This is a genomic window from Streptomyces sp. NPDC055815 (genome assembly GCF_053616475.1).
This window is the reverse complement of record NZ_JBSHDU010000097.1, coordinates 22,721-30,345: the sequence shown is the minus strand read 5'-3', so window position 1 is coordinate 30,345 and position 7,625 is coordinate 22,721. Positions and strand designations below refer to the sequence as shown.

7 protein-coding genes are annotated in these 7,625 nt (G+C 73.6%); 4 read left to right on the top strand and 3 right to left on the bottom strand.

From position 1 onward, the window contains the following. Positions 1-76 precede the first annotated feature (76 nt). Both ACWGN5_RS37055 and ACWGN5_RS37050 read left to right on the top strand, forming a co-directional pair. The gene (locus ACWGN5_RS37055; protein ID WP_453522804.1) at positions 77-979 is read left to right on the top strand and encodes a F510_1955 family glycosylhydrolase; all 903 of its coding nucleotides are present in this window, start codon (positions 77-79) and stop codon (positions 977-979) included. A gap of 27 nt (positions 980-1,006) precedes the next feature. After that, entirely contained in the window at positions 1,007-1,705 is a 699-nt protein-coding gene (locus tag ACWGN5_RS37050) for an HAD family hydrolase (protein WP_453522803.1), read from the top strand. A 48-nt stretch (positions 1,706-1,753) separates the two neighbouring features. Here the strand turns inward: ACWGN5_RS37050 and ACWGN5_RS37045 are convergent, their stop codons facing one another. Beyond that, positions 1,754-3,415, bottom strand: a complete 1,662-nt coding sequence (locus ACWGN5_RS37045) for an amidohydrolase (protein WP_453522802.1) — start codon at positions 3,413-3,415, stop codon at positions 1,754-1,756. 30 nt (positions 3,416-3,445) lie between these two features. After that, a complete protein-coding gene (locus ACWGN5_RS37040) occupies positions 3,446-4,849 on the bottom strand; it encodes a purine-cytosine permease family protein (protein WP_453522801.1) in 1,404 nt (467 codons plus the stop codon). A gap of 163 nt (positions 4,850-5,012) precedes the next feature. Here ACWGN5_RS37040 and ACWGN5_RS37035 point away from each other — a divergent pair, with 163 nt between their 5' ends. After that, complete coding sequence (locus tag ACWGN5_RS37035) at positions 5,013-5,639, top strand: TetR/AcrR family transcriptional regulator (protein ID WP_453522800.1); 627 nt, start codon at positions 5,013-5,015, stop codon at positions 5,637-5,639. 56 nt (positions 5,640-5,695) lie between these two features. Here ACWGN5_RS37035 and ACWGN5_RS37030 read toward each other — a convergent pair whose 3' ends face one another. After that, the gene (locus ACWGN5_RS37030; RefSeq protein WP_453522799.1) at positions 5,696-7,138 is read right to left on the bottom strand and encodes a dihydrolipoyl dehydrogenase family protein; all 1,443 of its coding nucleotides are present in this window, start codon (positions 7,136-7,138) and stop codon (positions 5,696-5,698) included. A gap of 114 nt (positions 7,139-7,252) precedes the next feature. Between ACWGN5_RS37030 and trxA the strand changes: the two genes are divergently transcribed. Continuing rightward, positions 7,253-7,618, top strand: coding sequence for a thioredoxin (gene trxA, locus ACWGN5_RS37025; protein WP_041132548.1), 366 nt, complete (start codon positions 7,253-7,255; stop codon positions 7,616-7,618). Positions 7,619-7,625: the final 7 nt, after the last annotated feature.

The following is a 7,625-nucleotide window of genomic DNA, read 5'->3' as shown; positions in this document are numbered from 1 at the left end:
CGACGGGCCGGCGGCCCGCCCCCACCGGGGGCGGGCCGCCCTTCGACGTACGTCCACACTCTTTGGCGAAAGAACGATGATCCGGTACTCCCCCCGCCTGGTGGCCACCGCCGCCGTGGCCGTCCTCGCCCTGACCCTCACCGCCTGCTCCGGGACCGCCGCCCCGGAGACCTCGGCCCTCAGCCACATCCACGGCCTCGGACTGCGCGGCGACGCCCTCTACGTCGCCACCCACCAGGGCCTCCACAGCCCGGACGCCGACGGCCGGCCGGTCCTGGTCGGCGACCGCCGTGACGACTTCATGGGGTTCACCGTCACCGCGAAGGGCGACTTCCTCGCCGGCGGGCACCCGGCACCCGGCGGCGACGGGCCCGCCGACCTCGGGCTCATCGCCTCGACGGACTCCGGCCGCACCTGGCGGGAGAAGTCCCTCGCGGGGAAGGTCGACTTCCACGCGCTCGACACCGCGCCCGACTCCACCGTCTACGGCCACGACAGCGCGAACGGCCTGCTGCGGGTCAGCACCGACGGCGTGACCTGGGACGACCGCGCCGCCCTGCGCGCCCTCGACATCGCCGTCTCCCCCACCGCCCCCGGCACCGTCCTGGCCACCACCGAGACCGGCGTGGTCCGCTCCACGGACGGCGGCCGAAGCTTCGCCCCGGCCTCCGCGCAGGTCCTCGCGTACGTCTCGTGGGCCGCCCCCGACACCCCCACCGCCTCCGACGCCTCCGACGCCCCTACCGCCCCCGACGCCCTCTTCGGCATCGACCCGGACGGCGTCCTCTTCCGCGGGACCGACGGGGGCACCACCTGGACCCGGGTCGCCCCCGTGCCGGGCGGCGCCCCGCAGGCGCTCACCGCCGTGGACGCCCGCCGACTGCTCGTCGCCACCCAGGACGGGGTGTACGAATCCCGTGACGCGGGCCGCCGCTTCGAACGGCGCATGGCGGTGGAGCCCGGGAACCACGGCAGTTGAGCGACACGTACGGTCTACGATCCCGTAATGATCAACGGAGTGATGTTCGACTTCTCGGGCACCTTGCTGCGGATCGAGCCGGTGGAGGAGTGGCTCGGTGGCGTCCTCGCGTCACGGCCGGGCCCCGCGCCCGGCACCGAGGCGTTCGACGACCTCGTGCGGCGACTCACGCGGTACGGGGCGCAGCCCGGCGGTCCCGATCCGGAAGTGATGCCCGACCGGCTCGCGCGGCTCTGGGAGGAGCGGGACCTGACCCCGGCCGGCCATCGCACCGTCTACACCGCCCTCACCCGGGAGGCCGGGCTCACCGACCCGGAGCTCGTGGAGGCGCTGTACGAGCGGCACATGAGCCCGGCGGCCTGGCGCCCGTACCCGGACACCGAGGCCACGCTGGGCGCCCTGCGCGACCGTGGCGTCCCGGTGGCCGTGGTGAGCAACATCGGCTGGGACCTGCGCCCGGTGTTCCGCGCCCACGGGCTCGACGCGCTGGTGGACGGTTATGTGCTGTCGTACGAGGTGGGGGCCCGGAAGCCCGATCCGGCGATCTTCCGGGCCGCCTGCGCGCTCCTCGGGCTCGCGCCGGCCGAGGTGCTCATGGTCGGCGACAGCCGGCCCGCCGACGGGGGTGCGCGGGCACTCGGGTGCCCGGTGCACTTCGTCGACCCGCTGACCGTGGACCGGCGACCGTCCGGCCTGGCCCCGGTCCTGGAGCGGATCGCCGGCTGAGCCGCGGCCGCGATCCTGGCGCAGGCCCGCTGAGCGGCCGTGGACCCGTCACGCTCCCGGCCTCCGGTCCACGACCACCTCGCCGCCCACCACGACCGTCTCCGAGACCGTGCCCGGGATCTCCTCCGGGGCGATGCGCAGGATGTCGCGGGAGAGGACGACGAAGTCGGCCAGCTTGCCCACGGTCAGCGAGCCCCGCTCGTGCTCCAGGAAGTTCGCGTGGGCCGAGCCCATCGTGTAGCCCTCGACGGCGGTCGCGACGTCGATCGTCTCGCCCGCCGTCCAGGCCTCGCCGCCGCCCGGCGGACGGCGGGTGACGGCGGCGTGGATGCCGACCATCGGGTCCATCTCTGCGACGTTCCAGTCGGAGGAGAGGGCGAGCACCGCGCCGGCCGCGTGCAGGCTGCGCAGCGGCCAGGCCTTGTGCCAGCGCTCGGGGCCGACGTTCTCGGCCCAGTCCTGGCCCGGTCCCGCGATGTCGGGGGCGGCGTGCCGGGGCTGCATGCAGGCGACGACGCCGAGCTCGGCGAAGCGCGGGGTGTCGGCCGGGTCGAGGCATTCGACGTGGACGACCTGGTGGCGGGCATCGCGCGGCCCGTTGACGGCGCGGGCCCGCTCGACGGCGTCGAGGACGGTGCGGATGCCCCGGTCGCCGGTGGCGTGGACGAAGCACTGGAAGCCACGGGCGTCGAGGCGGGTGAGCAGCTCGGCGAACTCCTCGGGCGGGTAGAAGGTGTCGCCGCGGTGGTGGGAGCAGCCGGCGTACGGCTCCAGGAGGGCGGCGGTGCGGGGTTCGACGACGTCGTCGATGTACAGCTTGAGCGGGCCGACCCGCAGCCGGTCGTCGGCGTACGCGTCGGCCGCCGTCTCGAAGGCGTCGAGGTCCGCCTCGGTGGTGCCGCGCGGGTGGAAGAGCGCGGCGACGATCCGGGAGCGCAGCCGGCCCTCGGTGCGGGCGCGCTCGAAGAGGGCGAGGTCGTCGAGGGAGTTCTGCGGTTCGACGACGGTGGTGATGCCGTAGCCGATGGCGTCGTCCAGGCTCTTGGCGAGCCGTCCGTACTGCCGGTCGGTCGAGGCCCAGGGGAGGCCGAGCTCGCGGAGGGCGCGGTGGCCCTCGCGGGAGAGGCCCTTGATGGCGAAGTCCTTGACGAAGCCGGTGGGCTCGCCGGTGGCGGGGTCGGTGACGGCCCGCCCGAAGGGGAGCTCGGTGTGGTCGCGGTCGACGCCGAGCCGGTGGAGGGCGGCGGTGTTGAGCCAGGCGGTGTGGACGTCGTAGCTGAGGACGAGGGCGGGGGTGTCTCCGGTGGCCGGGTCGAGGTCGGCTGCGGTGGGCATCCGCCCGTCGGGGATCGCGGAGTAGTCGAAGGCCTCCGCCTCGATCCAGGCGGCGTCCGGGTGGGCCGCGTGCCAGGTGCGGATGCGTGCGTGGATCTCGTCGAGGCTGCGGGCGCCGGCGAGCTGGACGCAGGCGTCGTCGGAGCCGAGGCGGACGTGGTTGTGGGCGTCGATGAAGCCGGGCAGGACGAGCCGCCCGCCGGCGTCGATGATCCGGGTGTCGGCGCCGGTCCACTCGGCCGCTTCGGCGTCGGCGCCGATCCAGACGATGCGGCCGGCGCGGACGGCGAGGGCCTGGGCCTCGGGGAGTGCCGGGTCGACGGTGTGGATGCGGGCCCCGGTGAGGACGAGGTCGGCGGGGGCGGTGCGGTTCATGGGGCGGAACTCCGTGTCGTACGAGAGGGGTTACGGGGCGGGGGTGACGCGCCCGCGGGCGAGGAGCACGTACACCAGGGCGGAGACGACCGAGCCCAGGAGCGTGAGGTCCGCGCCGCCGAGCGGGGCGACGAGGGGGCCGGTCCACAGCTCGGAGTCGCAGGTGAGCGCGGAGAAGAGGAGCCCGGCGAGGAGCGCGGTCATGCCGGCCGGGTGCCAGCCGGAGCGGTACCAGTAGGCGCCGCCCGTGTCCGCGTGCAGGCCGGCGGAGTCGTAGGTGCAGCGGCGGAGCACCATGTCGGCGAGGAAGACCCCGCCCCAGGGGGCGAAGACGATGATCAGGAGGGAGAGGAAGGAGAGGAGGGAGGTGGTGAAGTCGGTGAGGAAGAGGGCGCCGAGGGAGCCGACGGCGGTCACGGCCGCGCTGATGACGATGGCGCGGGCGCGGCTCCAGGGGATGCCGAGGACCTGGAGGTTCAGGCTCGACGAGTAGAGCGTGATGATCGAGTTGGTGACGGAGCCGCCGAGCACCAGGACGAGGAAGAGGGGCTGGAACCAGCCGGGGAGGAGGCTCTCGGTGCCCGCGACGGCGTCGGTCATGTCGGCCTGGGTCGCGGCGGCCACGCCGGCGACGCCGAGGGCGACGGAGGAGACGAAGCCGCCGAGGGCGCCGCTCCAGGTGACGGCCTTGAGGCTGGTGGTGCGGGGCAGGTAGCGGGTGTAGTCGGCGGGCATGGGGAGGTACGAGAAGGGGCCCGCGAGCATGACGACGAAGGCGAGGCTCCAGCCGGAGGCCCCGGGCGCGGCGGCGGGGGCGGCGGTGTCGGCGCCGGGCAGGACGAGGACGAGCAGGGCGGCGAAGCCGGCGGCGAGGACGTACGCCATCCAGCGCTCGGCGAACTGGACCGTGGCGTGGCCCCAGAGGGCGACGGCGAAGGTCAGGGCGAGGGTGACGGCGAGCGCCAGGGCACGGGCGGTGTGTCCGCCGTCCCAGCCGAGGTCGCTGAAGAAGGCTTCGAGGGCGAGGGTGCCCACGACGGTGTTGACGATGGTGTAGCCGATGCTGACGATCCAGTTCAGCAGGCCGGCGGGCCAGTTCCCGCGGCGGCCGAAGGCGGCGCGGGAGATGACGAGGGTGGCGGTGCCGGTGCGCACGCCGCTGAGTCCGGCCGCGCCGATGGCGAGGAAGGAGAGGCCGCCGAGCACGACGACGGCGGTGGCCTGCCAGAAGGAGAGCCCGAAGGCGACGGCGAGGGCGCCGTTGATGACGTAGGTGAAGGTCAGGTTCGAGCCGAACCAGAGCCAGAAGACGTCCTTGGCCCCGCCGTGCCGTTCGGCGTCGGGGATGGGGTCGATGCCGTGTTCCTCGACCTGGAAGACCTCGTCGGTCGCTGTCCGGCCCGTGGTCGCGGACGCCGTCTCGTGTTCGAGCACACCGCACTCCTGTCGTGGATCGATCTTGAATGCCGTTCTAAGTCTTAGAACGGCATTCAAGATGTGGGATGAGTTCAGGCCACGTCAAGACCTACGGCGGTTGCGGTTAAGGTCGGTCCCGAAAGAAGCGGAACGCGGAACGACAGGACGGGGGACGGCGGCGGTGGCAGGCGCGGCACGACGGCGGGACGGACACGTCACCCAGGAACGGATGCTGGAGGAGGCCATGGCGGCGATCGCCGAGAACGGCCTCGCCTCCCTCACCATGTCGGCGCTCGCCGAGCGGCTCGGCACCAGTGGCGGCCACATCCTGTACTACTTCGGCAGCAAGGACCTGCTGCTGCTCGCCGCCCTCCGCTGGAGCGAGGCCGCGCTCGCCGAGGAGCGGCGCGCCCTGCTCTCCCGCCGGATCACGGCCGAGCGCAAGCTCGACCTCTTCCTCCGGCTCTACCTCCCGCGCGGTCCGCGCGATCCGCGCTGGACCCTCTGGATCGAGCTCTGGGCCCGCACCCCCGGCAACGCCGCGCTGCGCGAGGCGCAGGCCGAACTGGACACGGGCTGGCAGGAGGACCTGGAGGCCCTGCTCGCGGCGGGCGCGGCGCGCCGCCGTTTCGCCCCGCTGGACGCCGGCGCCCGCGCCTCCGAACTCCTCGCCCTGCTCGACGGGTTGAGCACCCGGGTGGTCCTCGACCAGGAACCGGGCCGGGACCCCCGCCCCGCCCTGGAGGCCGCGCGCTCGGCGGCACGTGCCCTGATCCCCCTCAACACCGAGGAGAACGAAGGGGAGTGACGGCCCCTCAACCCCGGTAGGACATCAGCCCCGGCGGCCTCAGTGATGACCGGGCGTCAGCCCCGGTACGCCTCCAGGAGCCGCAGCCACGCCTCGCTCAGCGTCGGGTACGCGGGGACCGCGTGCCACAGGCGGGCGATCGGCACCTCGCCCGCGACGGCGATCGTCGCGGAGTGGAGCAGCTCCCCGATGCCGGGACCGACGAAGGCGGCGCCGAGGACCACCTCCCGTTCGAGGTCCACGACCATCCGGGCGTGCCCCCGGTATCCCTGGGCGTAGAGGCCTGCCCCGGCCACCGACCGCATGTCGAGGTCCACGGCCCGTGCCCGGTACCCGGCGCGCTCCGCCTCGGCCAGGGTCAGCCCGACGGCGGCCGCCTCGGGGTCGGTGAACACGACCTGCGTCACGGCCGCGTGGTCGGCGGTGGCCGCGTGCGCACCCCACCGCCCGGTGTCCAGGGAGTCGTCGCCGTGCGCCCGGGCGGCGATCGCGGCGCCCGCGATCCGGGCCTGGTACTTGCCCTGATGGGTCATGAGCGCGCGGTGGTTGACGTCGCCGACGGCGTAGAGCCACTCGCTCCCGGTGACCCGGAGGCTGTCGTCGACGTCGAGCCAGGAGCCCGGTGTCAGACCGACCGTCTCCAGGCCGATGTCCTCGGTGCGCGGCCTGCGGCCGGTCGCGAAGAGTACCTGGTCGCCCTCGACGTGGTCGCCGCCCTCCAGGACCACGGTGACCGGTCCGGTGCCCCCGTTCCGTACCACCGCGCTCACCGAGACGCCGGTACGGACGTCCGCGCCACGGCTGGTGAGCGCGGCGGCGACGTGCTCACCGAGGAACGGCTCCATGCGCGGCAGCAGCCCCCCGCCCCGTACGAGCAGGGTGACCTTCGCGCCGAGGGCCTGCCACGCGGTGGCCATCTCCACGCCCACCACTCCCCCGCCGACCACGATCAGCCGCTCGGGCACCCGGTCGGCGCTGGTCGCCTCGCGGCTGGTCCAGGGGTGCGCGGCGGGCAGTCCCGGCAGGTCGGGGAGGAGGGCGCGGGTGCCGGTGCAGACGGCGACGGCGTGCCGGGCGGTCAGCACATGACGCTCGCCCTCGGGGCCCATGACCTCGACCCGGCGGGGCCCGTGCAGCCTGCCGTGGCCGCGGAAGACCCGTACGCCGATCGAGTCGAGCCAGTCGACCTGGCCCTCGTCCTTCCAGTGGCCGACGACCTTGTCCCGGTGGGCGAAGACCTCCATCGCGTCCAGCGGACCGTAGACCGACTCGCGCAGTCCCGCGACCTTTCGGGCGTCCGAGCGGGCGATCGCGGGGCGGAGCAGGGCCTTGCTGGGCATGCACGCCCAGTACGAGCACTCACCGCCGATCAGCTCGCTCTCGACGATCGCCGCGGTGAGGCCGCCGGCCCGGACCCGGTCGACGACGTTCTCCCCGACCGGGCCCGCGCCGATCACCACGACGTCGTAGCTGTGCTCGTCTTCCACCGTTCGCGTCATGGGTCCCAGTCTGGTGGCAGCGGTGCGGAATAGCGCGGCTCGATACGCCGTTGTGCCGGGCGAGTCCCCAGGGGACCGTGAGGACCACGCCAGAGGACCCGAAAGGTAGGCAGCATGAGCACCGTAGAGCTCACCAAGGACAACTTCGACGAGATCGTGAGCGGGAACGAGTTCGTGCTCATCGATTTCTGGGCTTCGTGGTGCGGTCCCTGCCGTCAGTTCGGCCCGGTCTTCGAGGCGGCGTCCGAGCGGCACCAGGATCTCGTCTTCGCCAAGGTGGACACCGAGGCGCAGCAGGAGCTGGCCGCGGCGTTCGAGATCCGCTCGATCCCGACGCTGATGATCGTCCGTGACAACGTGGCCGTGTTCGCGCAGCCGGGCGCGCTGCCGGAGAACGCCCTGGAGGACGTGATCGGGCAGGCCCGCAAGCTGGACATGGACGAGGTCCGCAAGTCCATCGAGGACGCGCAGGCGAAGTGACCCACCG